This window comes from Streptomyces sp. NPDC088746 (assembly GCF_044751065.1).
GTDB lineage: Bacteria > Actinomycetota > Actinomycetes > Streptomycetales > Streptomycetaceae > Streptomyces.
Genome location: NZ_JBIVLA010000005.1, coordinates 248,105 through 270,429, shown reverse-complemented (window position 1 = coordinate 270,429; position 22,325 = coordinate 248,105). Strand labels below are relative to the sequence as shown.

The following is a 22,325-nucleotide window of genomic DNA, read 5'->3' as shown; positions in this document are numbered from 1 at the left end:
CTGATGCACGCGACCGATGCCTCCGCGGCCTCCGCACCCTCCGGGCACGACCTCCTGGTCGTCGGGTCGGCCAACGCCGACCTGGTCGTCGGCGTCGACCGCCGCCCCGGGCCGGGGGAGACGGTGCTCGGCTCCGACCTCGTCGTCCACCCCGGCGGCAAGGGCGCCAACCAGGCGGTCGCAGCCGCCCGACTCGGCGCCCGTACGGCGCTGCTGGCCCGGGTCGGCGACGACGCCCACGGGCGGCTGCTGCGCGCCTCGCAGCAGGAGGCGGGTGTCGACACCGACGGAGTCCTGGTCGGAGGGGCGCCCACCGGCGTCGCCCTCATCACCGTCGACCCCTCGGGCGACAACAGCATCGTCGTCTCCCCGGGCGCCAACGCCCGGCTGACCCCCGAGGACATCAGGGCCGCGGGACCGCTCCTCGCGTCGGCGCGCGTGGTCTCCGTACAACTGGAGATCCCGTTGGACACCGTCGCGGAGACGGCCCGCGCCCTCCGTCCGGGCGCGCGGCTGGTCCTCAACCCCTCCCCGCCCGCGCCGCTGCCCGACGAGGTGCTGGCCGCCTGCGACCCGCTGGTGGTCAACGAGCACGAGGCGCGCTACATCCTGGGGGAGGGCGCGGGCAGCACCCCGGAGTCCTGGGCGCGCGGACTGACCGCCCTCGGGCCGCGCTCGGTGGTGATCACCCTGGGTGCCGAAGGAGCGCTGGTCTCCGACACGCGTGGGGGCGAGCCCGTACGCGTACCGAGCCCCCGGGTCGACGCCGTGGACACGACGGGCGCGGGCGACGCGTTCACCGCGGCCCTGGCCTGGCGGCTCGGCCTGGGCGAGGAACTCACCGAGGCCGCCGCGTTCGCCGTACGGGTCGGCGCGGCAGCCGTCACCAAGGAGGGCGCGCAGGCGTCCTTCCCGACAGCGGAAGAGGTCGCGGCGCTGTGAAGAAGGCAGGCATCCTGAACCGCCATCTGGCGGGAGCGCTGGCGGAACTCGGGCATGGCGACGGCGTGCTGATCTGCGACGTGGGCATGCCCATCCCCCCGGGGCCCCGCGTGGTCGACCTCGCCTTCCGGGCGGGCATCCCGTCCTTCGCCGAGGTCCTGGACGGCCTGCTGGACGAACTGGCCGTGGAGGGCGCGACGGCGGCCGAGGAGATACGGGAGGCGAACCCCGAAGCCGCCCGCCTCCTGGCCGCCCGCCTCCCGGACCTCGCACACGTGTCCCACGAACGGCTGAAGGCGCTCACCGCGTCCGCCCGTCTGGTGGTGCGGACAGGGGAGGCCCGGCCGTACGCCAACGTGCTGCTGAGGTGCGGCGTCTTCTTCTGACACCGGCCCCGGCCGGACCCTTACTCGGGTGCGGCCAACCGGTCGAGGATCTCGAGGTTCTCCCGCGCCTCCGCGAGTTCGTCGGCGGTGACCTCGGAGAGGCCGATCCGGCCGATCTTTCCCTCGTCCCGGAGGTCCCGGAGGGTGCCTAGCTGGTCGGCGAGCGGGGTCTCCGGGTCGATGCGGTGCAGTTGCAGGAGCTCGATCCGCTCGACACGCAGGCGGCGCAGCCCCTGCTCCACCTGGTCGCGCAGGACGGCGGGCCTCCCGTCGAGCTTCCAGTCGGCCGAGGGATTCGGCCGGGTGAGACCGACCTTGGTGGTGAGGAGGTCCTAGGGGTAGGGGGGCAGGGCTTCCGCGAGCAGTTAACGGGACACGCTAGCAGCCCAGTTGGCAGGGCGGCCGGTACCGCGAGCGTGCTCGTCGTGCGTCCCCGGCTCCGTTGCGGCCGGATTCCCGAGCCCTTAGAGTCGGGCCTGTGACTGCCGGGTCGGCCTTGGGCCATGTACGAGAGAGAAGCCCGGCTCCTGCATGAGCGCGTGGCGGGCGCGAGCCCCGCCACCCTGTCGTGTTCTCCCGCCCGGCGCCCTGCGCGGCGCCCCCCTCCCAGCGGAATCCACGACACGGAGAAGCAGCAGACATGTCCCACACAGAGAAGCAGGACCCGCACGGAAGCGAACAGGGCGTCGACGTCGTCCAGTTGGACCACCACGCCGTGTTCGCCAGAGACCGCAGCCTGTCGGCCGAGTTCCTCGCCACCGTCCTAGGCCTGGAGGTCGGCCGGCCGTTCGGGCCGTTCCTCCCCGTCGACCTGGGCAACGGCGTGACGCTCGACTACTACGAGCTGCGGGGCGAGCCGGTGCAGTCGCAGCACTACGCCTTCCTCGTCCCCGACGCGCAGTTCGACACCATGGTCGCCCGGCTCGAGGCGCTCGACGTCACCTATTACGCCGACCCCAATCACAAGGAACCCGGCTGCGTCAACCGGCTCTTCGGCGGCCGCGGGGTCTACTTCGAGGACCCGGACGGCCACAACATGGAGATCATGACCAGGCCCTACGCCCGGCCCAGGTAGCCGCCGCCGTCATGCGTCCGTGAGTCCGTCCACCAGCGTGGCCAGCGCGGTGGCGAGCGCGTCGAGCCCGGGGCCGGCGGGGCCGCCCGGCTCGCTCATGTACAGGTCGCGCCGGATCTCGATCATCAGCGCGCCGACCCGGCGGTCCTTCCCGTAGTGCTTGAGCGGCACGTACGTACCGGGGAACGGGCTGTTCAGCCCCGTGCCGCCGAATCCCGCGAACGCCGCCTCCGCCCGGGCCAGAAGCCCGGGCGGGGTGTGGAAGCCGTCGGTGCCCAGACAGACCGGAGGCCGCGGGCCGGCGCCGTGCAGCTCGTACGGGAGCGCGACGGCCGGGTAGGAGTGGACGTCGACCACGACGGCACGACCCGTGGCGGCCAGCCGTTCGTCGACGGCGGCGGTCATCGCCCGGGCGTACGGGTGGAAATAGCGGTCGAGCAGCGGCGCCGGATCCGCACCGGGCGGGCGGAGCCGCTCCCGGTGCGTGGTGCGGGTGTACACCGCGCCCATGCCGGCGGCCAGCATCTCCTCCCGGTCGTCGGGGAACCGCTCCGGGTCGACGACCAGCCGCGACAGGCCGTTGACGAAGCGCCAGGGGGCCACCGCGCAGGCCGCGGAGGCCCTGGCGGCCAGGTCGGCCGTGTGGGAGTCGGTGATGTGGTCGAGCTCGGTGTCGAGGGCCGCGTCGTCGAGCACGATGCCCTCGCGCACGCGCTCCGGGACGACCCGGGAGGAGTGCGGGACATGCAGCAGCACCGGAGACCCGGCGGCGCCGGGCAGGAGCTGGAAGGGGGACGGCTCGGGGCTCAGGAGTCGGCCCCCGCACGTGCGGCCTCGGGGTGGGGGGCGGTCGCGTAGCCCGCGAGGGCCGGTCCCAGCAGATCGAAGGCGGCGGCGGCCTCGTCCCCGATGATCGCGGCGATCTCGGAGTTGTCCCTGCCCGCCAGTGTCAGTTCCTGGATGCGCCGGAACAGGACGCGGTGCACCCCGCCGAGCAGGGCGGCCGCCGTGCACGGGGTGATGTCGTCGGAGGAGGTGCCGGTCGCCTCGGCGAGCACCTCCGCCAGAGCGTCCTCGCGCCGGTCGTGCAGGCCGCGCAGGCACGTCGAGAGCGTCGGGCTGTCGGCGATCATCCGGGAGAACCGGGGACCGGCGAACCCCGCCACCGGGTCCTGCGCCGCGGCGGAGGCCAGGAAGCCGCGACGGAGCGCGGCGAGCGCCGATTCACCCGCGGCGCGGCCGGCGACCGTACGCGCCAGGCTCGCGGCGAACTCGTCCTGGTGGTCCAGCGCCAGGTCCTCCTTGCGCGCGAAGTAGTTGGTCACCGTCTTCTTCGCGACCCGGGCGGCGGTGGCGATCTCGGCGATCGTCGTCCGCTCGAAGCCCTGCTCGACGAAGAGCCTGGTCGCGTGGTCGGAGATCGACTGCCGCGTCTCGCGCTTCTTCGACTCGCGGAGTCCGACGGTCTCGGTGCTCGCCTGGATGCTCATGAGTGAAGTTTATACTCGTCGTATCTTTCTGTGCCGACCGGTGGGGGACCCGGCTGACGCCGCCCCGTCGGCAGGGGCCGGGCGGGGCGGCGTGTGCGGGCCGGGAGGTCAGTTCGCCCAGACCTCGGCGTCGTCGGCCGGGACGGTGGTGGCGAGCTTCAACTCCTTGCGGGCGGCGACCGTCCCGTTCGGGTCGATGCCGGTGAAGGCGAGGTCGTAGGCGATGTAGAAGTCGTCGATGCTCCCGGCCGAGGCCGCCTCCTCCCACGCGTCCGCGGTCTCCTCCAGCCGCGTGCGGAGCTTGGTGGTCTCCGGCTGCTTCAGGCTCTTCAGGCCGGTCACGTGGGCGTTCAGCGCCGTGGAAACGGCCTCGGCCTGCTCCTTGTAACCGGCAAGGTCGTCCTCGATCTGGTCCGCCTCGGGCTGGTTGTTCCAGAGCGCCTCGTAGACGGCGTTGGAGCCCTTCAGGTACGCCAGCTGGTCGGCGTTCAGGGACTTGTTCTGGAGCGATCCGGTGAACGTCCCCGACTCCTTGGCGTACGTGCAGCTCACCGCCCGGTCGCCGGTCTTCCAGGTGTCGCTGGTGGGGTAGTAGTAGAAGAGGCTGACGCCCGCCGGGACCGCCCAGGTGTCGGAGATGAACTTCTGCGACTCCACCGGGCACTGCTTGTCGGCGATCTTCGTCGCCCCGTCGTCACCGGGGTATGCCGACTCTCCCTTGATGGTGAAATCGCCGACGACCTGCCCCTTGTGGGCCTCCCCGCACGGGACGATCTCGACGCTGAACTCCTGGCTCGCGGTCGCCCCGCTGTTCGGGTTGTAGCAGTCGCCCGGAGTGAGGGAGAAGACCGACCGCTGACGAATCGCCTTCTTGGCACCGGCCTTGGCGCTGTCGATGGCATCGCCGCAGCCCACCGCGCCGATCGCGAGAAGGGCGACGGCGGCGGACATGCCGCGCGCTGAACGGGACGTGACACCGAAAAACATGACGTGGGCATCCTCAAGCGGAAGAGCTGTGAACAGGTGTGCGCATCGTATGGCATATGTGTGACGACTCTGTGTACGGGTGAAACGTACGCTCGTGGTATTTTTATGTTGACGGTCCTTGTTCTCCAAGGCTAAAGTTACGTCCATAGTAAATATGCTGTCGCGTGATACGCAGGGGGCGGCCACGAGGGGTGGCAACTTCCCGCGTCGGCCTCATAACTGAGGCTCCGTCATCCGACCGCCCCCCGGACCACTTCGGCTCAGGAGCCCGCATGCAGATCACCACGTCCACCGTCTCGCTCACCGTCGACGACGTCGCCGCGTCCAAGGCCTTCTTCACCAATCACCTCGGGTACGGCGAGACCGTCGCCACCGAGGACTTCGCTTCCCTCGCCCGCGAGGACGCCGCGGTCGATATCGTTCTCCTGCGCCGCGGCATCGACATCCTGCCCGCCGCCCAGCGCGACCAGCACGCCTCCGGACTGATCCTCGCCTTCACCCTCACCGGTCTGGAGGACGAGGAGAAGCGGCTGCGCGCGGAAGGCATCGAGATCACGATGCCGCTGCGCGAAGAACCGTGGGGCGAGCGCCTGTTCCAGATCACCGACCCCAACGGGGTCGTCGTCCAGTTCGTCGAGTGGGCGCCGGCGCCGGATTCGGAGCACGCATGAGAACACTGCAGACCGTGGTACTCCTCGCCTCGGCCGTGGGAGCGGCCCTGATGGCCGGGCTGTTCTGCGCCTTCTCCTACGCCGTCATGCCGGGCCTGTCCCGTGGCGACGACCGGGCGTTCGTCCAGAGCATGCGGCACATCAACCGGGCCATCATCAACGGCTGGTTCCTCACCCCCTTCCTGCTGCCGCTGCCGCTGCTGGTGCTGGCGACGGTCCTCGCCGCGAAGGGGCACAGCGGGGGAGCCCTGCCGTGGATCATCGCCGCGCTGGTGCTCTACGGCGCGGCGTTCCTCGTCACCGGAACGCAGAACGTCCCGCTCAACGACACGCTCGACAAGGTGCCGCTCGACTCGGCCCCCGACCGGCTCAGGGAAGCCCGCGCCGCGTTCGAGGACCGCTGGGTCACCTGGAACACCGTCCGGGCCGTCCTCCACACCGCGTCCCTCGGCGCCGTGCTGTGGGCGCTCCACGTCCATGGCACGGCCGTACGGGAGTTGAGCCCTTAGGGGTCGTACGGAGCCCGGGGGATCAGGCCGCGATCACGACCGCCGGCCTGGTCAGGGCGGGGGAGTCCGACGGCGCGGGAGCCGGTGTGAAGACGACCATCCGCAGCAGCGCGAACCGCCCGACGCCGGCCGCCGCGGACGCCGACAGATAGACGGTCTGCTCGACGAGCGCGGAGGGAGCCGCCTGCACGGCGTGCAGCACGAGCAGGGCGCCGGTGGTGAACGCGTAACTCACCACCACCGTCAGCCCGGACTGCAGGTGGATCCGCCACCCCCTGCGGTCGCTCCGGAAGGAGATCCGGCTGTGCAGCTCCGTCGCTATCACCGTGGAGACGACGGTGATCACGGCGTTGGCGAGGACCAGCGGTATCCGCTCGCCCAGCAGCACCAGCGCACCACTGGCGGCCAGTCCGACACCGCCCCCGCAGACGACGAAGCGCACGAACGCCGCGACCAGCGGATGGGCGGTGCGCTTCGTCGGCAGGTGCAATCGGGCGGTCACGGGGTTCCTCCGGGAGGGATGCGGGGACGGTGCTCTGATTCCACCCCAAACCTAGGGACGGCACGTCCCCCCAGCGATGCAGCCAGGCCCCGACTTTTCATGGGGGCTGTCCCCCAGGGGGACTGGGGGATTGCCTGTCCCACCACCGGTCATGGCGCGCCGCGCGCCGACCGTCGTTCGCGGCGCACGGCCCGCGCGTGACTCCAGGCGCACCTCCCTCGTTGACCAAGGCCGCACACCTCCGCCCCGCGGCACCGGTGAGGAGAGGAGCGGTCATGCGTGAGTGCCCGCCACTGAGCCCGTCGCAGAAGGCGCCGGAGGTCCGGCCGAGCCTGCGGGCATCCCGCCCGCTGCCATGGCTGACGGCGGTCGCATCGGTCTTCGCCGCGGTCCAACTCGCCTTCGTCGTACCGGGTTCAGGGCTGGCATGGGACGAGACGGTCTACGTCAGCCAGGTCGGAGGCAACGCCCCTGCCGCCTTCTTCAGCGCCCCCCGCGCCCGGGGGATCTCCTATCTGGTCGCTCCGGTCGCCGCGCTCACCCCGTCCACCACCGCGCTCCGGATCTATCTCGCCCTGCTGTCCGCCGCCGCCCTGGTCCTCGCCCTGTGGATCTGGCGGAGGGTGTTGCCCACGCCCGTGCTCGTAGGCGCGGGCGCGCTGTTCGGGAGCCTGTGGCCGACCCTGTTCTACGGCCCCGCGGCCATGCCCAACCTGTGGTGCGCCCTGGGCGCGCTGGCCGCGACCGGATGGGTCGTGAGGGCTCTGCGCGACGGTGCCGGGCCGACGGAGACGGCAGGCGCGGGGGCGGCCGTGGCCCTGGTCGCGCTGATGAGGCCGGCCGACGGTTTCTGGCTCGCGCTGCCGCTGGCCCTCGCCGTCTCCGTGGTGCCAGGCCGACGCCTGCCACGCATGTGCGCCGCGCTCGTCGGCGGACTCGTGGGGGGCTGCGCGCCCTGGGCCGCCGAGGCCTACGCCCACTACGGCGGCCTCCCCGCCCGGCTGCACCGGGCCGGCGAGATCCAGGGCGGGCTCGGGTGGAACTTCGCGGTCGACGACCACCTGCGTTCGCTCGCCGGCCGGACCCTGTGCCGCCCCTGCGACATCGGCTGGGAGAACCCGGCCACGGCCGTGTGGTGGGTGGCACTGCCCCTGCTCGCGGCCGGCGGGATCGCGGCGGCGCGGCGTGCGGGCCGAGGTGCCACGGCACTGCTGGCGACGGCGACGGGCCTCTCGTCGGCTGTTCCGTATCTGTTCCTGGTCGAATACGCCGCTCCCCGATTCCTGCTCCCCGCCTACGCGTTGCTGGCCGTACCCGCGGCGGAACACGTGGTGCACCTCTACGCACGGACACGGCGCTCACGCCGCCGCGCGGGAGCCGCCGCGCTGACGCTGGCCCTGGCCGCCCATCTCACGGTCCAGCTCTCCGTGCTCAGTCATGTCGTCCGCACCAGCCAGGCCACGACCGCGGAATTCGCCGCCGTGGCCGGGGCGTTGAACCGGCTGGGCGTGCGCCCGCCCTGCGTGGTCAGCGGTGACCACGCCGTGCCGATCGCCTACTACGCCGGCTGCGCCTCGCGCCAGACCGACGGGCACGACGCGAGCATCACCCCCGGAGCCCTCCACGACCTCGCGCGGCGCGTGCCCACAGCCGTCCTGGTGCCCGGGGGCGGCGCACCACCCCCGGGCGCCGGCGGCACGCGGGTGGTCCCCCTGCCGGCAGGCCGGGGCCCAGGCCCCCACCGGACCTATCTGCTGCCGGGCCCCGCCACCGGCTGGTCGGCGGCCTCCGGACAATCCAGCTGACCGGAACGCCCGACTCGCCTATCGTCGACGTGTTTCCCACCGGGGAGCCATGTCGCGACGTGGAGGATGACTGTGCGTTATCGCAAGCTGGGGCGTAGCGGACTCCCGGTGTCGGAGATCGGATACGGCGCCTGGGGCATCGGAGAGTCCAGCTGGGTCGGGGCCACCGAGAACGAGTCCGTACGCGCCCTGAACCGGGCCGTGGATCTCGGAGTGAACTTCATCGACACGGCGCGGGGCTACGGCGAGAGCGAGCGCATCGTCGGCCGGGTCGTCCGCGAACGCACGGGCGACGACGTACTGGTCGCGACCAAGGTGCCGCCGAAGAACAGGGTCTGGCCGGCGCCGGACGGGGTCGACCCTGCCGAGGCGTTCCCCGGCGAGCACATCCGTACGAGCCTGGAGACCAGCCTCCGCGCCTCCGGCCTGGACCACTTCGACGTCCTGCAGTTCCACGTCTGGAACGACGAGTGGATGGGCCGCGGGGACTGGCTGGAGACCGTCGCCGATCTGAAGCGGGAGGGCAAGATCCGCCTCTTCGGCGTCTCCGTCAACGACCACCAGCCCGACACCGCCCTCGCGCTCGTCCGCAGCGGCGCCGTCGACAGCGTCCAGGTCATCTACAACGTGTTCGACCAGGCGCCCGCCGACGCGCTCCTGCCGGCCTGCGAGGAACACGGCGTCGGCGTCATCGTGCGGGTGGCGCTGGACGAGGGCGGGCTCACCGGGCGGATCACCGCCGGCACGACCTTCCCCGAGGGCGACTGGCGCAACCGCTACTTCCGGGGCGACCGCCCGGCCCAGGTGGAGCGCCGGGTGGCCGCGATCGTCAGCGACCTCTCCATCGCACCCGACGAGATCGCCGAGAACGCGCTGCGGTTCGTGCTGAGTTCACCGGCGGTCTCCACCGTGATCCCCGGCATGCGCTCCGTACGCAACGTCGAGCGGAACACCGCGCTGAGCGACGGCCGCACCCTCACGGAGGACCAGCTCGCGATCCTCGCCGGGCACCGGTGGCAGCGCGACTTCTACGCCTGACGTGGACGGCCGAGGGCCGCCGCCACCGTGACCCGCGGGTCACGGTCAAGGGCGGCCCAGGTCTCCGGGGGCGTCCGGATGCGCCGCCCGCCACGCAGCCATCGAGCGGTCCCACTCGTCCCCGGAGAGCGCGGTGAGAGAGGCCGGGAAGAGGCCGTCCTCCTCCTTGGTGATGTGGCGGTGCAGCTCGTCGACGGCCTCCCGCAGCTGTACGACGTCCTCGGGGCGGCCCAGATCGACCCGGTCGAGGAACGCGGCGAGCTCGCGGTGCTCCCGTACCAGGACGTCGACGTATCCGGCGTACTCGGGGTCGCCGCCCATGACCGCGAAGAGCCCGTCCTCCTCGCCCTGCCAGTGGGCGAGGAGCTCCCGCCCCATCCGGACGACCAGCTCCCCGGCGAGTGCCGGGTCGCCGTGGTCGAGGGCGCGCACGGCGTCCCCCGCGGTGTCGGTGACGGACTCGTGCTCCGCGATGAACTCCTTGATCAGCGGAATCTCACGGCAGCCGCAGTAGTGGCACATGCGGCCACCGTAACCGGGCGCGCGGCTTATGGGTGACAAGTGGTGACATGCCCCCTATGAGCCGGTCGCCTCCGGCTGCTTCGCGACGATCGGGTGGATCCGCGCCTCCGCACGACGGAGATGGTCCCGGTAGTCCCGCGTGTCCAGGGCCAGGGAACGGTCGAGCCGCGCGGCGTTGAAGAAGATCTCCTCGTGTTCCAGGACCCCCGGGTCCACGACGAGTTCGAGATCCGGATGGAAGCTGAACGGCAGAATGGTGCCGCTGACGCTCCCGGACAGCGCCTCGGCCCGGTCCGGCGAGGCGAACGACACGTAACTGCCCTCCGCCAGGGCCTTCAGGCCCGGCAGGTCGACCCGTGCGTCGCCGGGGACGACCGCGAGGAAGTACCGCTTGGTGCGCTTGCCCGTCTTGACCATGACGACCAGGCACTTGGCCCCCTGCGCCACAGGATGCCCCCGGTATCGGCTGACCTCCTCGGTGCGCCCTTCCGGGGCGTGGTCGATGACGCGGTACCGCGCACCGCTCTCGTCGAGCAGTGCGATGAGCCGCAGATAGGCGGCATCGCCGCTCGGGTCTGCCGCGGGCTCCTGCGAGACGGACGTGAAGTGTTCGGGCACGTGCACCAATCCTTCGTCGGACATGCGCTTGACCTCGGTGATGAGCTGCTGCCGCGCAGGCGGCACGGGATGTCGTCCCCGGAGGAGCGGGCGTTACACCTTGCGGGCGACCCCGCACCACATGGGCAGGGTGTCGTCCGGAGCGTCGGACGGCCCGGGACGCCAGCGGGTCAGGGTGACCACGCCCGGTTCCAGGATCTCCAGGCCGTCGAAGAAGCGTTCCACTTCCTTCTGCGTGCGAGGGGTCGCGGAGGCGTGGCTGGCGGCCCGCTCGTTGTAGATCCGCATGGATTCGGCGACCTCGGGGGCGGTGACGTCAGCGGCCGGGTGGGACAGGACGAGGTGGCTGCCCGGGGCGAGACGGTCCAGCAGCCGGCGGGTGATGTCCCACGGGTCCTCGGAGTCCTTGATGTACTGCAGGATCGCCACGAGCATCAGGCCGACCGGCCGGTCCAGATCCAGGGTGCGCGAGGCGGCGTCGAGAATCGTGTCGACCTCCCGCGCGTCGGCCTGCACGTAGTCCGTCTGCCCCTCGGCACCACTGACCAGCAGCGCCCGGGCGTGGGTGAGGACGATCGGGTCGTTGTCGACGTACACGACACGCGCTTCCGGAGCGGCCTGCTGGGCCACCTCGTGCGTGTTGGCCGCGGCGGGGATGCCCGTACCGATGTCGAGGAACTGGCGGACCCCGGCTGCCGCCAGGTGATGCACGGCACGGCCGAGGAAGGCCCGGTTGGCCCGCACCGACGGCACGATGGTGGGGTTCGCCGCCGCTGCGAGGTCGGCCGCCTCCTGGTCCACCGGGTAGTGGTCCTTGCCGCCCAGCCAGGCGTTGTAGACGCGGGCGGGATGCGCGTCCGTGGGGTGGGGCGTGGGCAGCGGGTATTCGTTCATCGTGCGTCACCTCGTGTGGCCAAGAGGCCCAGGTCGGACTCGTGTGCGATCACGGTACCCCTTGACCGGCCGTCCGACGGAGACCGACGACCACCGCGACCGCGCGGCCAAGTCCGATGGCACGTAGGCGTGCTGACGGTCGGAGGGGCTGTGTTACGAAGGGCGGCCGGCCCGCGGGTGCGACAGGGAGCCCCGTCACCGCCCGTGGACGCGCGCCGTGCCGTCGCCGCCCAGGGGTGCGCTGCCACCGGCCGGGTCCTTGTCCCGGCCGATCCACGGTGCCGACGGGTGGCTGTCCCTGCGGTAGACCTTCGGCGACCGGCCGACGATGCCACTGAACGTGCGGCTGAAGGTGCCCGGACTGCCGAACCCGACCTCGTGACCGATGTCCGTGACGCTGCGGCCGGTCTCCCGCAGCAGGAACATCGCCCGCTCGACGCGGCGGCGCCGGAGGTAGCGGTGCGGTGTCTCGCCGAAGGTGGCCCGGAAGGTACGTGCGCAATGGGCCGGGGACACATGGGCGATCCGGGCCGGCGCCGGGACGTCCAGCGGCTGCGCGTACGCGCGGTCCATCGCGTCCCTGGCGCGGAGCATACGGCGGTTGGTGTCCTCCACGGCGCGGCTCACGGCACCATCGTGCCACCCCGGCCGGGCAGGGACGCGTCACGGCTTGCGGGCGAGACCTCCGTGCTCACCGATCGGCAGGGGCGTGGGCGCGGAGGGGTCCGGACGCCAGAAGGGCACCGACACGACTCCCGGGTCCAGGAGTTCGAGGCCGTCGAAGAACGCCGTGATCCTGTCGACGGGGCGCAGGAAGTACGGGATGGCCCCGGTGTCGTTGTAGGCGTCCTGGGCCTGCTCGTAATCGGCGTCGACACCCCGTGAACCGTCGTTGACGGAGAGGTAACTGCCGGACGGCAGCCCGTCCATCAGGCGGGAGACGATCGCGCGCGCCTGGTCGTAGTCGGCGATGTGGCCCAGGATGTTGCTGAGGATCAGGGCGGTGGGACGGCTCAGGTCCAGCGTGCCGGCGGCGGCCGACAGGATGCGGTCGGGGTCGGCCAGGTCGGCGTCGATGTAGGCGGTCGCGCCCTCGGGGGTGGAGGTGAGCAGGGCTCGGGCGTGCGCGAGGACCAGGGGATCGTGGTCGACGTAGACGATCCGCGCTTCCGGGGCGAGGCGCTGGGCGACCTCGTGGGTGTTGTCCTCGGTCGGCAGGCCCGTCCCGACGTCCAGGAACTGCCGGATGCCGGCCTCGGTGACCAGGTGGGCGATGTTACGGCCCAGGAAGGCGCGGCTGCTGCGGGCCACGGTCACGATGCCGGGGAAGACGGCGCTGTACGCGTCACCGGCCCGCTCGTCGACGGGGTAGTTGTCCTTCCCGCCCAGCCAGTAGTTCCAGATCCGGGCCGAGTGCGGCACCGAGGTATCGATCTCCTGCTGTGCGGAGCCGGGCACTGTCGCGTGGTCGGTCATGCGTACCGTTCCGTCTTTCCCCGAGGCGTGAACCGTTCATCGCACAACCTACGCCCCCAAGAGCCGTGATGGGCATGCCGGTTCGCCTGGCCGGCGGGTCAGCCCGGCGGGACGGCGGAAGACCGGCCTGCCCCGGCTGGGCGGGCCCTCGGCCCGTCCACGCTCCCGGCCGCCGGTGCGGACGAGCGCGGCCTGACCAGCCGGTGCTGTGCGAGGCATGCCACCACGAGCGTGGCGCCGAGCACCGGCCAGGCGAACGGGCCCGCGCTCACGGCGGCTCCGACGACTACGGGACCGAGGCTGCGCTGTGCGGACTGGGCCAGGCCGTGGACGCCGAGGTAGGCGCCTTGTGCTTCGCCGGGGGCGAGGGCGACGGAGAGTTCCCAGGACGAGAGCGCGTGCAGGATCTCGGCGAGAGTGAAGGCGGTGGCCGCGAGGAGGACGGCGCCGGTGGCGAACCAGGGGCCGCCGCCCGCCGATGCGGCGAGGGCCACTCCTCCCGTGAGGAAGGCGGCGCCGATCGGGACGAGCAGACGGCGGGCGGCCGCCCTGGTCTCGCCGAAGTGGGACAGCGGGACCTGGAGCGCGATCACCAGCACGCTGTTGAGGACGAGGACCAGCGGCGCCAGCCCGACCGGAGCGTCGGTGGCGTGGACGATCCACAGAGGGAATCCGACCTGGAGGATGCTGTCGTCCAGGAACAGCCAGATCTCCGATCCGGTGAACGCGAGGTAGCGGCGGTCCCGCCAGGGTGTCGCCGGCTCGGTCCGGGCGGCGGGAAGGCCGCGCCGGACGTCTGCGGAGCCGCCCCCGCCCGCTGAAGTGTTCGGCCCGGCGACGACACGGCCGGGGGCCGGTGGTTCCGCGCACCGCAGGGTCAGGACCCCTATCACCAGGTACGAGGCGACGTTGGCGAGCAGCAGCGCCTGGTAGGAGGCGGTCGTCCCCACGGTGAGTGCGGCAGCGGCCCCGGCCGCGCCGACGGCCCACCCGATGTTCACGGCGGTGCGCTGGATCGCCTGGTAGCGGATGCGGTGGGGACCGGCGACCCGCGCGGCGAACAGCTTGGTGAGGACGCTCGACGCGCGGTCCGGCAGGGCGCCCAGCGCCGAGAACAGCACCAGCAGCGCGTAGTCGTCGGTCGTCAGCAGAGCCAACAGTGCGGCTCCCCGCCCCAGTTGGGCGACGACCAGGACACGGGTCACCGGAAAGCGGTCGGCGAGCCGGCCCGCGAGCGGCGGCCCGGCTATGCCGAGAATGCCGGACAGCCCCATCAGCAGGCCGATCTGAGCCACCGACAGGTGCGCGACGTAGATGAAGTAGAGCGTGGCCGCTCCGCTCCACAGGCCGGTGCCCACCTTGTCGATGACGGCGACCACCAGCATGCGCCTTCCGTCCCGGCCGCCCGGGATGGCGATCCGCCGGGCGAACGGCACGCGTTTCGTTGCCGGTTCCGCTTCCACCGTCGCTTCCTTCTTCTCCGTCGGTTCCATCGGATTCCCCCTTGACACCTATTTTGTATCGGTACAAACTGTGCTCTGTGGCAGAACAATATGGGATCGCAGGCGGAACGGCCAGAGAGATTTCGGCGTCCGTCGAGAGCCGCGTGTCCGACGGCACGCTGCGGCCCGGCGCCTCGCTGCCTCCCGTGCGGCGGCTCGCCGAGGAGCTGGGTGTGAGTGCGGGAACGGTCGCGGCGGCCTACAAGGAGCTGCGCGGACGCGGGGTGGTGGTGACCCTCGGACGCGGCGGCACGGTGGTGGCGTCCGCCCCCGTCGTCACCTCACGGCGGCCTCCCAAGGTGCCCGCGGGGCTGCGCGACCTGGCCGGCGGACACCCCGATCCCGCCTGCCTCCCGGTGCTGAGCCCGCCCGCGCGCGTGAAGCCCGTGCCCGGATCGCACCGCGCCTCGCCGCGCTTCTCCGTGCTCGAGGACGCCGCCCGCGCCTGGTTCGCCCGGGACGACGTGCCCACCGGTTCGGTGACGTTCGCCCACGGTGCCCTGGACTGCGTCGCCAGGCTGCTGTCCACCGAGCTCAGGCCCGGTGACGCCGTGGCCGTGGAGGACCCCGGCTTCCACCATCTCCTCGACCTGGTACCGGCCTTGGGCCTTCGCATGCTGCCGGTGGCCGTCGACGACGAGGGGATCCGCCCGGAGGCGCTGCGCACCGCACTGCGGGCGGGAGCCCGGGCCCTGGTGTGCAGCCCTCGCGGACAGAGCCCGCTCGGTGCGCGCTTCACCCCCGGCCGCCGGGACGCGCTCCTGGCCGTGCTGCGCGACTTCCCCGACGTACTGGTCGTGGAGGACGACCACAACGCGGACATCGCCGGTGCGGACGCGGTGACCCTCGCCGCCGGCGGACTGCCCCGCTGGGCCCATGTGCGTACGGTGTCCAAGCACCTCGGGATCGATCTGCGCTGGGCCGCCCTCGCCTGCGACCCCGCCACCCTCGCGCGTCACGACGGACGGATGCTGCTGACCTCCGGATGGGTCAGCCACATCCTCCAGGCGACCGTCGCGGGCCTGCTGACCGACCCGGCGGTGACCCGGCTGGTGGCGGTAGCGGCCCGCACCTACACCACCCGCCGCGACGCCCTCGGTGCGGCGCTGGCCGAGCACGGCATCGCCTCCCACGGGGTCAGCGGACTCAACGTCTGGGTGCCCGTCCGGGACGAGTCCGCCGTCGTCAACGCCCTTCGCACCCGCGGCTGGTGGACCGCCGCGGGCACCCGCTTCCGCATCGCGTCCCCGCCCGGGGTGCGCGTCACCACCGCCACGCTCACACCGGCCGAAGCCGCGCGTCTCGCAGGCGACTTCGCGGACGCGCTCGGTGAGTCACAGGTGGTCTACGGCGGATAGGCACGGCCCGGCGGCCCGGTCGGCCGGGGCGACGCGCCGGACGAGCAGCGACAGCAGCGCCGCCCCCGCGCACAGCGCGCCGAGCGTCACCCAGACGGGAGCGTACGAACCGAAGGCGTCGCGGGCGGCTCCGCCTCCGTACGCGGCCACGGCGGCGCCCACCTGGTGCGCCGCGCCGACCCAGCCGAAGACCACGGCGCCGGCGTCCCCGTAGAACTCCCGGCACAGCGCGATGACCGGCGGGACGGTCGCGAGGTCGAGCAGGCCGAAGGCGACGACGAAGACCACCATCGACGGCTGAACCGTGGCGCTCATCAGCAGGGGCAGGCACATCAGGAGCAGACCGCGCCGGGCGAAGAACACCGCGAGCAGCCGTCGCGGGTCGCGCCGGTCCGTGGCCCAGCCGGATGCGACGGTGCCGATCACGTTGAAGACCCCGATCGCCGCGAGCAGGGAGGACGCGGTGGTGGCGGGCATGCCGTGGTCGTGGGCGGCCGGGGTGAATGCGTCCACATGATGCCGTTGGTGGAGGCCCCGCAGATCGCGTACGCGCCGGCCATCAGCCGGAACGGGGCGGTGCGCGCCGCGTCACGCAGCACGGCGACCGCCCTGCGGCCGGCGACTTCGGCGGGCAGGGGCTTCGGCACATGACGTCCGGCGCCGTAGGGCTCGCGGCCGACGTCGGCGGGGTGGTCCCGCAGCACGAGCCACATCAGGGGCGCGGTGGCGCACGCCGCGAGCACGAGGGTGACCAGGGACGGACGCCAGCCGTGGTGGTCCACGGTCCAGGACAGGGCGGGAAGGAACACCATCTGCCCGAAGACGCTGCCGGAGGCGAGCACACCGGTGACCAGCCCACGCCTCGGTACGAACCAGCGCTGGGTGACCGTGGCGCCGAATGCCGTGGCCATGGAGCCGGTGCCCAGGCCGACGAGCATCCCCCAGAACAGGGTGAACTGCCAGGCCGTGGTCATGACGGTGGTGAGTCCGGCCCCCGAAGCGATGACCAGGAGGGCGGCGACCACGACGCGGCGGATGCCGAAGCGGTCCATGAGCGCGGCTGCGAAACGGGGCGGTGAGACCGTAGAGCACCATGTTCACCGAGGCCGCAAGGCCGATCGACCCCCGGGACCAGCCGAACTCCCGGTGCAGGGGCCCGGTGAGCAGACCGGGCAGGGTCGAGAAGGCGCCGGCCACGACGATGGCGAGCAGCGCGGCCGCCGCCACCCACCAGGCGCGGTGCCCGAAGCGGCCGCGGTGCGAGAGGTCCTTGACTGCGTCCATGCGTTCGATCGTCGACGTGGCCAGGGGGCCCGGCCACTGGCGAGATGGACGACTTCTGCAAGAATCTGGCCATGACGGTCCTGACCCAGCAGAAGCATCGGGTGGTCGTGCTCGTGCGGCCCGGGCTGCTCCCGATGGAGCTCGGGATCGTGCACCGGCTGTTCGGGCAGGCGGTCTCGGACTCCGGCGAACCCCTGTACGAGGTCGTCACGTGCACACCGGGACCGGGTGTCGTCCCGACGGACACCGACTTCACCGTCAATGTGGCCCACGGCCCCGAGGCGCTGGAGAACGCGGACACCGTCGTCGTACCGGCCGCCGAGGAGGACTACGAGCCGCAGGAACGCGGCCGGATCGGCCCCGATGTGGAGCGGGCGCTGGCCCGTGTCCCCCCGGGGGCGCGGGTGGCGTCGATCTGCACCGGCTCGTTCGTCCTCGCGGCGGCGGGGCTGCTGGCAGGGCGACGCGCCACGACACACTGGAAGTCGTGCGAGGAGTTCAGGACGCTCTACCCGGAGATCGAGGTGGACGCCGACGTGCTGTACACGGACGACCGCGGGGTCCTGACCTCGGCCGGTGTGGCCTCCGGCATCGACCTCTGTCTCCACATGATCCGTACCGACCACGGTGCGGAGGTCGCCAACCGCGTCGCCCGGGGGACCGTCGTACCACCGCACCGGGAGGGCGGCCAGGCCCAGTACATCGACCGCCCGGTCACCCCGCCCGAGCAGTGCTCGACGGGCCCGGCCCGGGAGTACGCGCTGCGCAACCTGGAACGTCCGCTGAAGCTCGACGAGTTGGCCGGGCGAGCGTCCATGAGCGTGCGTACGTTCAACCGGCGCTTCCGGCAGGAGGCCGGGCTCACGCCCATGCAGTGGCTCACCCAGCAACGCGTCGACAGGGCACGGCGGTTGCTGGAGCGGACCGACCTGCCGGTGGACCGGATCGCCGCCGACGCCGGCTTCGGGACCGGCACCGCCCTGAGGCAGCACTTCCACACGGCGCTGGGGGTGTCGCCGCGCACCTACCGCCGCACGTTCAGGGGTGCGGCCGGCGGCCCGGTCACCTGAGGGGGCAGGCCGGTTGCCCGAACGGTCAGCCGGCGGAAGGGGTGCGGATGGCGGCGATGTCGAACTGCAGGCGGAGCCTCTCGCTGACCATGGCACCGCCCTCGGCCAGGCGGGCGTTGTAAGTCAGGCCCCAGTCGGAACGGTTGATGGTGGTGGTCCCGTCGAAACCGACGCGCTCGTAACCGAACGGGTCGGTGACGTAACCGATGTACGTGAGGTCCAGGACCACGGGGTTGGTGATGCCCCGGATGGTGAGGTCGCCGGTCATGCGGTAGACGTCCTTGCCGATGAGCTGCACGGCGGTGCTCACGAAGCTGATGTGCGGGTACTTCGCCGCGTTCAGGAAGTCGCGGCCGACGAGGTGCGCGTCGCGCTGCTCGACGCCGGTGTCGACACTCGCGGTGGCCAGTGAGATCTCGGCGCGGGAACGTCCCGGGTCGCGCCCGTCGAAGTAGAGGCGGCTCTCGTACTCCAGGAACGCGCCGCGCACCGTGGTCACCATGGCGTGCCGCACGGAGAAGCCGATCCTGCTGTGCGCGGGGTCGATCATCCAATCTCCGGAGAGAGCCGCCAGACGGCGATCGGGCAGAACCGAAGTACCAGCGGCCGCCGGGGCGGAGACGGGCTCCTCCGTGCGGGGCTCCGGGCGGCGGAGCAGGGAGCTGCGGCTGAAGAGGTTCATGAACCAGTTAGTTACTCCGAGGTAAGTCGCGCCCGCAAGAGCTGATCAAGGAACCCGAACATTCATGGTCAGACCTTCACAGCGTGACGCGTCGGCGAAGCAGTGGAGGTCGCGGGGCGTCAGGCCTCGGTTCCGTCGAGGCGGGCCGACAACCGGTGAGCGGCGGTGACCACCGCGTCCACCACCTTCGGCACCGCGTCCGGCGGCAACCGGAACACGGGCGCGGAGACGTTGAGCGCGGCGACGACATCGCCCCGGTGGTCGCGCACGGGAGCGGCGACCGCGATCAGCCCCGGCTCCATCTCCTCGACGGCCACCGCATGACCACGCGCCCGCTCCGTCCGCAGGCGTTCCAGCACGGCCGGTACGTCACGGGGTGCGGCGTCCGTCCCCGGGAGCCGCGCCCCGTCCGGGGTGGCCAGCAGTGCCTCGGCCTGCTCGTCGGGCAGCCCGAACAGCAGGGCGCGGCCGCTCGCGGTGCAGTTCAGCGGTGTGGTGCGGCCGACCCACTCGTGCGCCTGGAGCCCGCGCGAGGCGCGCTCGGTCAGCACCGTCACCACGCCGTGCCCGGACAGCACCGTGAGGTACGCGGGCTCGCCGACCTGGTGCACCAGCTCGCGCAGCACGGCCGGGGCCTCGCGGTGCATCCGGTCCTCGCCCGCCGACGCGGCCAGCACCAGCAGCTGCCGGCCGACGCTGTAGCGCAGGCTGCGCGGATCCCGTTCGAGAAACCCCTCCTCCGCCAGGACTTTGAGGGTCCGGGACACCTGAGTCTTCTCCCGGCCCACCGCCTCGGCCACCTCCTGGACGCCCAGGGGCCCCTGCCCGAGGACGCGCAGCACATCCAGTGCCCTGCGCACGCTGCTCAGGCTCTCGCTCACCATGACACCCAGTCTGACGCGTCCGTGCGTATGCGGCAACTCGCGTTGTTCTCCTCGCACCAGCCCCCTCTATGGTCGACGGCATGTGCGGAATCGCAGCCATATACAGCCCCCAGGAAGACATCCACACCGAGTGCGCATGCCCGGCCGCGGAGGAGATGCTCGACCGGCTGGCCCACCGTGGTCCGGATGACCGCGGGACGCGGACGGTCGGCGGCCACGCCTGGCTCGGACACCGCAGGCTGTCGATAGTCGACCTCGACGGCGGACACCAGCCCCTCGGCGGCACGAGCGGCGCCGACGACTGGTCGCTCGTGTGCAACGGCGAGATCTACAACCACCAGGCGCTGCGGGACGAGCTGCCCGCAACCGCCTTCGGCTCCTCCTCCGACTCGGCGGCGGCCCTGGCCGTCCTGCGCGCCGACGGGCCCGAGGGGCTGCGCCGGCTCCGCGGCATGTGGGCCCTGTGCGCCGCCACGCCGGGCGGCCGCTTCGTCGCCGCCCGCGACGCCATCGGCATCAAGCCCCTCTACTGGGCGCGTACGGGCACGACGGTGCACTTCGCCTCCGAACTGCGCGCCTTCACGCCCGAGGTGCGGCCCAGCGCCGAGATCTTCCCGCCGGGGCACCGGTGGTCACCCGAGGAGGGCCTGCGGCGTTTCGCGGAGCCGGTCCCCGAGCCCGTCGGAGCGGTGGACTGGAACGGCGTGCCGCAGGAGGTCGCCGAGAAGGCCACGTTCGAGGCCGTCGCGGATTCCGTGCGCCGGCACCTGATGGCGGACGTCGAGGTCGGAGTGTTCCTGTCCGGGGGCCTCGACTCCGGTGTCGTCGCCGCGGTCGCCGCCGAGGCGTACGCCCGGCAGGGGCGCAGGCTCAAGACGTTCGCCGTCGGCACCGACGGCTCCCCGGACCTGCTCGCCGCCCGGGAGACCGCCGCGCACCTGGGCACCGAGCACCACGAAGCGCTGCTGGACGCCGAGGCGGCGGGGAGGGTTCTCGACGCCGTGGTCGCGTGTGTGGAGTCCTTCGACGCCAGCCTCATCCGCAGCGCGGTCCCCAACTGGTTCCTGTCCGAACTGGCCTCGCAGCACGTCAAGGTGGTGCTGACCGGCGAAGGCGCGGACGAGCTGTTCGCCGGGTACGGCTACTACCACGAGCGGCACGCGGCACCCGAAGCCCTGGACGCGGAGCTCCGGCGTACGGTGGGCGCGCTCCACGGCCTCAACCTCCAGCGCTGCGACCGCGTCACCATGGCCCACGGCCTGGAGGCCCGCGTACCCTTCCTCGACCACGACGTCGTGGCCCACGCCATGTCCCTGCCCGCGCACATGAAACTGCTCGAGGCGGACGGCATGGAGAAGGGGCATCTGCGCCGGGCCTTCACCGGCCGGCTGCCCCACCACCTGCTGTGGCGCCGCAAGGAGCAGTTCGGCACGGGCAGCGGCGCGGAGAGCCTGCTCAGCCCACTCTGGGACACGCGCATCACGGACGAGGAGTTCACCGCGGCAGCGGCCCGGGAGGACGCGCCGGAACTGCGCGGCAAGGAGGAGCTCGGCTACTACCGCACGTTCCGCAAGGCTCTGCCGGGAGTACGCCCGGAGGCTGTGCTCACGCGGTTCGCCACGGGGTGAGTACCGTGCTCGGATCAGCGGACGGGCGCCCCGCGACCCCTGTGACGGCTCGACGCGACATCAATTGTGTTGCCGCGCCCCATGACCGGTTGATAGCTCTCTGATCATGGACATCACACACATCCCCGCCGAGCCCGACCCCACCACGGCCGCCGCCGCGGTCATGGCAGAGCTGGCCGGTCTCGGGAGCCGGTCCTTCGCGCTGCCGGCCGACGCCGGACCGGACCCGGTGCTGCCCGGGAGCGGTGGTGTGACCGCGGTCTGGGTGAGGGCGGGCGGGGCGTCCGTCGAGGAGGGCGTGGTGCTCTACGTCCACGGGGGCGGATTCGAGCACCGTATGCCGGAGCTGATGAACCTGACGGCCCACCGGATCTCCCGGGCGACGGCCCGGCCTGTCCTCGTCGTGCACTACCGCCTGGCCCCGGCCCACCCGTACCCGGCGCCGCTGGACGACGTCGTCGCCGTCTACCGGAGCCTGCTCGACCAGGGGGTGCCCGCCGCGAAGATCGTCATCTTCTCCGAGTCCTCCGGTGCCACGCTGGCGCTGTCCGCCCTGCTCGCCCTCAAGGAGTCCGGCACCGCCCTCCCGGCAGCCGTCATCGCCAACTCCGCGATCACCGACCTCACCCTGTCCAGCCCGTCCATCGACGCCAACGCCCCTCACGACTCAGGGGTCGACCGTGCACTGCTCACCCGACTCATCGGCCAGTACCTGGGCGGTGCCCGGCCGGACCAGGCTCCGCAGTCACCGATCCACGGAGACCTCCACGGCCTTCCGCCGCTGCTGTTCACGGTCGGGGCGGCGGAGGCGCTCCTGGACGACACCCTGCGCTTCGCGCAGACGGCCTCCGACGCCGGAACCCGGGTATCCGTCGAGGTGTACGAGGCGATGCCGCACGTCTTCCAGGTCACGATCCTGTCCGAGCGGAACCCGACAGGGAGGCGCCTGCTGGAACGCATCACGGAGTGGGTCGCCGACGCCGACCGGTGAGGAACGGCTCC

At 72.1% G+C, this 22,325-nt stretch carries 23 protein-coding genes and 2 pseudogenes; 11 read left to right on the top strand and 14 right to left on the bottom strand.

From position 1 onward, the window contains the following. Nucleotides 1-3: 3 nt before the first annotated feature. Nucleotides 4-942 (top strand): ribokinase, encoded by a 939-nt coding sequence (locus ACIP63_RS23575; protein WP_401518820.1) that lies wholly within the window; start codon nucleotides 4-6, stop codon nucleotides 940-942. Beyond that, nucleotides 939-1,328, top strand: a complete 390-nt coding sequence (gene rbsD, locus ACIP63_RS23570) for a D-ribose pyranase (RefSeq protein ID WP_401518817.1) — start codon at nucleotides 939-941, stop codon at nucleotides 1,326-1,328. The genes ACIP63_RS23575 and rbsD overlap by 4 nt, the downstream gene beginning before the upstream one ends. 47 nt (nucleotides 1,329-1,375) lie before the next feature. On the opposite strand, the pseudogene ACIP63_RS23565 reads toward rbsD, so the two are convergent. Beyond that, nucleotides 1,376-1,693 (bottom strand): annotated as a pseudogene (locus ACIP63_RS23565) (aldo/keto reductase); the annotation flags it as partial. Nucleotides 1,694-1,968: 275 nt separating this feature from the next. Here ACIP63_RS23565 and ACIP63_RS23560 point away from each other — a divergent pair. Further along, nucleotides 1,969-2,403 (top strand): VOC family protein, encoded by a 435-nt coding sequence (locus ACIP63_RS23560; protein ID WP_401518815.1) that lies wholly within the window; start codon nucleotides 1,969-1,971, stop codon nucleotides 2,401-2,403. A 9-nt stretch (nucleotides 2,404-2,412) separates the two neighbouring features. Here the strand turns inward: ACIP63_RS23560 and ACIP63_RS23555 are convergent, their stop codons facing one another. The 3 genes from ACIP63_RS23555 to ACIP63_RS23545 form a co-directional block, all read right to left on the bottom strand. Further along, nucleotides 2,413-3,213 (bottom strand): N-formylglutamate amidohydrolase, encoded by an 801-nt coding sequence (locus ACIP63_RS23555; protein ID WP_401519558.1) that lies wholly within the window; start codon nucleotides 3,211-3,213, stop codon nucleotides 2,413-2,415. After that, on the bottom strand, nucleotides 3,210-3,893 hold the full coding sequence (locus ACIP63_RS23550; RefSeq protein ID WP_401518812.1) for a TetR/AcrR family transcriptional regulator: 684 nt from the start codon (nucleotides 3,891-3,893) through the stop codon (nucleotides 3,210-3,212). Before ACIP63_RS23550 ends, ACIP63_RS23555 begins: the two co-directional genes overlap by 4 nt. A gap of 108 nt (nucleotides 3,894-4,001) precedes the next feature. After that, complete coding sequence (locus tag ACIP63_RS23545; RefSeq protein WP_401518809.1) at nucleotides 4,002-4,880, bottom strand: septum formation family protein; 879 nt, start codon at nucleotides 4,878-4,880, stop codon at nucleotides 4,002-4,004. A 272-nt stretch (nucleotides 4,881-5,152) separates the two neighbouring features. Between ACIP63_RS23545 and ACIP63_RS23540 the strand changes: the two genes are divergently transcribed. Next, on the top strand, nucleotides 5,153-5,551 hold the full coding sequence (locus ACIP63_RS23540; RefSeq protein WP_401518807.1) for a VOC family protein: 399 nt from the start codon (nucleotides 5,153-5,155) through the stop codon (nucleotides 5,549-5,551). Then, entirely contained in the window at nucleotides 5,548-6,060 is a 513-nt protein-coding gene (locus ACIP63_RS23535; RefSeq protein ID WP_401518805.1) for a DUF1772 domain-containing protein, read from the top strand. The genes ACIP63_RS23540 and ACIP63_RS23535 overlap by 4 nt, the downstream gene beginning before the upstream one ends. 22 nt (nucleotides 6,061-6,082) lie before the next feature. Here the strand turns inward: ACIP63_RS23535 and ACIP63_RS23530 are convergent, their stop codons facing one another. Beyond that, nucleotides 6,083-6,562: a hypothetical protein gene (locus tag ACIP63_RS23530; RefSeq protein WP_401518803.1), complete on the bottom strand. Its 480-nt coding sequence runs from the start codon at nucleotides 6,560-6,562 to the stop codon at nucleotides 6,083-6,085. Between the two features lie 275 nt (nucleotides 6,563-6,837). Here ACIP63_RS23530 and ACIP63_RS23525 point away from each other — a divergent pair, with 275 nt between their 5' ends. Together ACIP63_RS23525 and ACIP63_RS23520 are read left to right on the top strand one after the other, a co-directional pair. Beyond that, nucleotides 6,838-8,367 (top strand): hypothetical protein, encoded by a 1,530-nt coding sequence (locus ACIP63_RS23525; protein WP_401518800.1) that lies wholly within the window; start codon nucleotides 6,838-6,840, stop codon nucleotides 8,365-8,367. Nucleotides 8,368-8,439: 72 nt separating this feature from the next. Next, nucleotides 8,440-9,405, top strand: coding sequence for an aldo/keto reductase (locus tag ACIP63_RS23520; RefSeq protein WP_401518797.1), 966 nt, complete (start codon nucleotides 8,440-8,442; stop codon nucleotides 9,403-9,405). A 45-nt stretch (nucleotides 9,406-9,450) separates the two neighbouring features. On the opposite strand, the gene ACIP63_RS23515 is transcribed toward ACIP63_RS23520, so the two are convergent. From ACIP63_RS23515 to ACIP63_RS23490, 6 genes are all read right to left on the bottom strand, one after another. Further along, the gene (locus ACIP63_RS23515) at nucleotides 9,451-9,927 is read right to left on the bottom strand and encodes a hemerythrin domain-containing protein (protein WP_401518794.1); all 477 of its coding nucleotides are present in this window, start codon (nucleotides 9,925-9,927) and stop codon (nucleotides 9,451-9,453) included. Between the two features lie 54 nt (nucleotides 9,928-9,981). Further along, entirely contained in the window at nucleotides 9,982-10,569 is a 588-nt protein-coding gene (locus ACIP63_RS23510) for a YbaK/EbsC family protein (protein WP_401518791.1), read from the bottom strand. Nucleotides 10,570-10,638: 69 nt separating this feature from the next. Continuing rightward, complete coding sequence (locus ACIP63_RS23505; RefSeq protein WP_401518788.1) at nucleotides 10,639-11,439, bottom strand: SAM-dependent methyltransferase; 801 nt, start codon at nucleotides 11,437-11,439, stop codon at nucleotides 10,639-10,641. A gap of 195 nt (nucleotides 11,440-11,634) precedes the next feature. Next, the gene (locus ACIP63_RS23500) at nucleotides 11,635-12,066 is read right to left on the bottom strand and encodes a helix-turn-helix transcriptional regulator (protein ID WP_401518786.1); all 432 of its coding nucleotides are present in this window, start codon (nucleotides 12,064-12,066) and stop codon (nucleotides 11,635-11,637) included. A 36-nt stretch (nucleotides 12,067-12,102) separates the two neighbouring features. After that, nucleotides 12,103-12,915 (bottom strand): SAM-dependent methyltransferase, encoded by an 813-nt coding sequence (locus tag ACIP63_RS23495; RefSeq protein ID WP_401518783.1) that lies wholly within the window; start codon nucleotides 12,913-12,915, stop codon nucleotides 12,103-12,105. 98 nt (nucleotides 12,916-13,013) lie between these two features. After that, nucleotides 13,014-14,408 carry an MFS transporter gene (locus ACIP63_RS23490; RefSeq protein WP_401518780.1) on the bottom strand — a complete coding sequence of 465 codons (1,395 nt, stop codon included), beginning with the start codon at nucleotides 14,406-14,408 and terminating at the stop codon, nucleotides 13,014-13,016. Nucleotides 14,409-14,455: 47 nt separating this feature from the next. Here ACIP63_RS23490 and ACIP63_RS23485 point away from each other — a divergent pair, with 47 nt between their 5' ends. Beyond that, the gene (locus tag ACIP63_RS23485; protein WP_401518777.1) at nucleotides 14,456-15,775 is read left to right on the top strand and encodes an aminotransferase class I/II-fold pyridoxal phosphate-dependent enzyme; all 1,320 of its coding nucleotides are present in this window, start codon (nucleotides 14,456-14,458) and stop codon (nucleotides 15,773-15,775) included. On the opposite strand, the pseudogene ACIP63_RS23480 reads toward ACIP63_RS23485, so the two are convergent. Then, a pseudogene (locus ACIP63_RS23480) lies at nucleotides 15,752-17,059 on the bottom strand (MFS transporter). The gene ACIP63_RS23485 and the pseudogene ACIP63_RS23480 sit on opposite strands and share 24 nt — an antisense overlap. 44 nt (nucleotides 17,060-17,103) lie before the next feature. Here ACIP63_RS23480 and ACIP63_RS23475 point away from each other — a divergent pair. Further along, entirely contained in the window at nucleotides 17,104-18,129 is a 1,026-nt protein-coding gene (locus ACIP63_RS23475; RefSeq protein ID WP_401518774.1) for a GlxA family transcriptional regulator, read from the top strand. A 25-nt stretch (nucleotides 18,130-18,154) separates the two neighbouring features. Here the strand turns inward: ACIP63_RS23475 and ACIP63_RS23470 are convergent, their stop codons facing one another. Continuing rightward, nucleotides 18,155-18,811: a YceI family protein gene (locus ACIP63_RS23470; protein WP_401518771.1), complete on the bottom strand. Its 657-nt coding sequence runs from the start codon at nucleotides 18,809-18,811 to the stop codon at nucleotides 18,155-18,157. 119 nt (nucleotides 18,812-18,930) lie between these two features. Further along, nucleotides 18,931-19,695, bottom strand: a complete 765-nt coding sequence (locus ACIP63_RS23465) for an IclR family transcriptional regulator (protein ID WP_401518769.1) — start codon at nucleotides 19,693-19,695, stop codon at nucleotides 18,931-18,933. 80 nt (nucleotides 19,696-19,775) lie between these two features. Between ACIP63_RS23465 and asnB the strand changes: the two genes are divergently transcribed. Next, on the top strand, nucleotides 19,776-21,323 hold the full coding sequence (asnB, locus tag ACIP63_RS23460) for an asparagine synthase (glutamine-hydrolyzing) (protein WP_401518766.1): 1,548 nt from the start codon (nucleotides 19,776-19,778) through the stop codon (nucleotides 21,321-21,323). Between the two features lie 106 nt (nucleotides 21,324-21,429). Next, nucleotides 21,430-22,314 carry an alpha/beta hydrolase fold domain-containing protein gene (locus tag ACIP63_RS23455; RefSeq protein ID WP_401518763.1) on the top strand — a complete coding sequence of 295 codons (885 nt, stop codon included), beginning with the start codon at nucleotides 21,430-21,432 and terminating at the stop codon, nucleotides 22,312-22,314. The last annotated feature ends 11 nt before the right edge of the window (nucleotides 22,315-22,325 follow it).